The organism is Candidatus Zixiibacteriota bacterium, assembly GCA_021159005.1.
In the GTDB taxonomy this organism is placed as follows: Bacteria; Zixibacteria; MSB-5A5; order UBA10806; family 4484-95; genus JAGGSN01.
The window spans coordinates 1-1,732 of the sequence record JAGGSN010000042.1 but is presented as its reverse complement, the minus strand read 5'-3'; the positions used below and the strand labels follow the sequence as shown (position 1 = coordinate 1,732).

Genomic DNA, 1,732 nt, shown 5'->3' with positions numbered 1-1,732 from the left:
CGGAAAGAAATTTATGTAAAAACTTATACAAAAAAAGCCTGCTCCTGTTATCATTGAATTATTGAAAAACCAATGAGAAAGGAACAGGCAAATGAGAACAAAATCTACAAAACAACAATACTTGGACTTCTCTCGTAAATCAAGGCTAAAAGTTGTGAACGAATACAGAAAAAAATACAAAATACTCTCACAACTGCTGGACAAAAACCCTCAATTGGTTTCTCTGATCCATCAGGATTTGGCCAAGACGCTGTCAAAATCAAACAACGGACGCAAAAGCGAATATACTTCAGAGCAAATTCTTCGGTCGCTGATCGTAATGTTCGTTGAGCAGGATAGTCTCAGGCAGGTCGTAATTCGCATCGAAAACAGCGAATTCTTGCGACACTTTGTAGGCCTTGGCATCAAGGCTATGATGGACTACAGTTTTCTGGACAAAGCTTTTTGTGTTTTGAGCGATAAAACATGGAAAGCCATGAACAAAGTATTGGCCCAATACGCAAAAAAGCAGGAGAAAATTTCATCTGAGAAATTGCGTCTGGATACTACCGTCTATGAAGCGAACATTCATTATCCCAGCGACTCATCTTTATTGTGGGATAGCTTTCGTACTCTGGCACGTTTACTACAACAGATTCAGCAGGAATTGCCGCAATTAGCTCTCAAACACAGATTTCACGTTAAGAAAGTCAAGAAGCTTTTTCTTTTTATTACCCGTAATGCCGGCAGTAAGAACAAAAGCAAAAAGCGTAAAGTTAAAAGTATCTACCGAACGCTGATCGAGCGTGTAAACTGGATCGCCGAGGTTGCTCAAGAAACTTTGACTTTATTGCAGCAAGCTGGCTATGACGCAGAGTTACTGGCTCATTACATTCCCATCGTAGAGAAAATCATCAGCCAAGCTGAGCAACGGGTTTTTCAGGGTGTAAAGTTAGCCGCCGATGAAAAGGTCTATAGTTTATTTGAGGAACACACTGAGTTGCTTAAACGAGGTAAAGCAGGTAAACCTATAGAGTTTGGCCACAAGGTACTTATCGCTCAGACGGGCGAAAAGTTCATCCATCATTACCAGGTTTTCCCCAAACGCAAAGAGGACAAAGAACTGATTAAACCAACACTCAAAGCACATAAGCAATTGTTTGGAACCGGCCCCGATGTGCTGGCTGCCGACAAAGGCTTCTACGAAAATATGAAGCAGATCCTGAAGTTGGGAAAAAATATCACAACGGTGTCGATCTGCAAAAAAGGCCGCCGTAACCAGCAGGAATATGAGCGCGAATCTACCGAAGAATTCAAAGATGGCCAGCGTTTTCGTGCCGGCTGCGAAGGCAGTATCTCGGTGTTAAAACGTGCCTTTAAGCTTGGCCGGTGCCTTTTCAAAGGATTTAAGAATTACGCAGCCAGTGTAGGCTGTGCGGTCTTCTGCCATAACCTTGTTTTGCTGACAAAATTGTGACGCGAGGATCGCTGAAACAAAGTGTTTTCAGGTTGTCCGTGGAGACGGTCTGTCCAGAAAACTGAAATTTTAACTTTTCAAAGAGCTTTTGCGGACAGTTCTCCGTAAGGAGTCCTCTTGGACAACAAAAATGATGACAAACTGACCTTGTCCTAAATCGGACGGTTAATTTTTTATCGTTTTTACTGCTTTCCGCAACAGGAACTAATTAGTTCCTGTTGCGGAAAGAAATTTATGTAAAAACTTATACAAAAAAAGCCTGCTCCTGTTATCATT

1 protein-coding gene is annotated in these 1,732 nt (G+C 41.8%); it reads left to right on the top strand.

Going from position 1 to position 1,732, the window contains the following annotated elements:
• Positions 1-91: 91 nt before the first annotated feature.
• On the top strand, positions 92-1,456 hold the full coding sequence (locus J7K40_02730) for an ISNCY family transposase (protein MCD6161310.1): 1,365 nt from the start codon (positions 92-94) through the stop codon (positions 1,454-1,456).
• The last annotated feature ends 276 nt before the right edge of the window (positions 1,457-1,732 follow it).

Excerpts from the sequence above, each read along its gene's own strand:
- J7K40_02730 (MCD6161310.1), top strand. The coding sequence starts at position 92 with ATGAGAACAAAATCTACAAAACAACAATACTTGGACTTCTCTCGTAAA.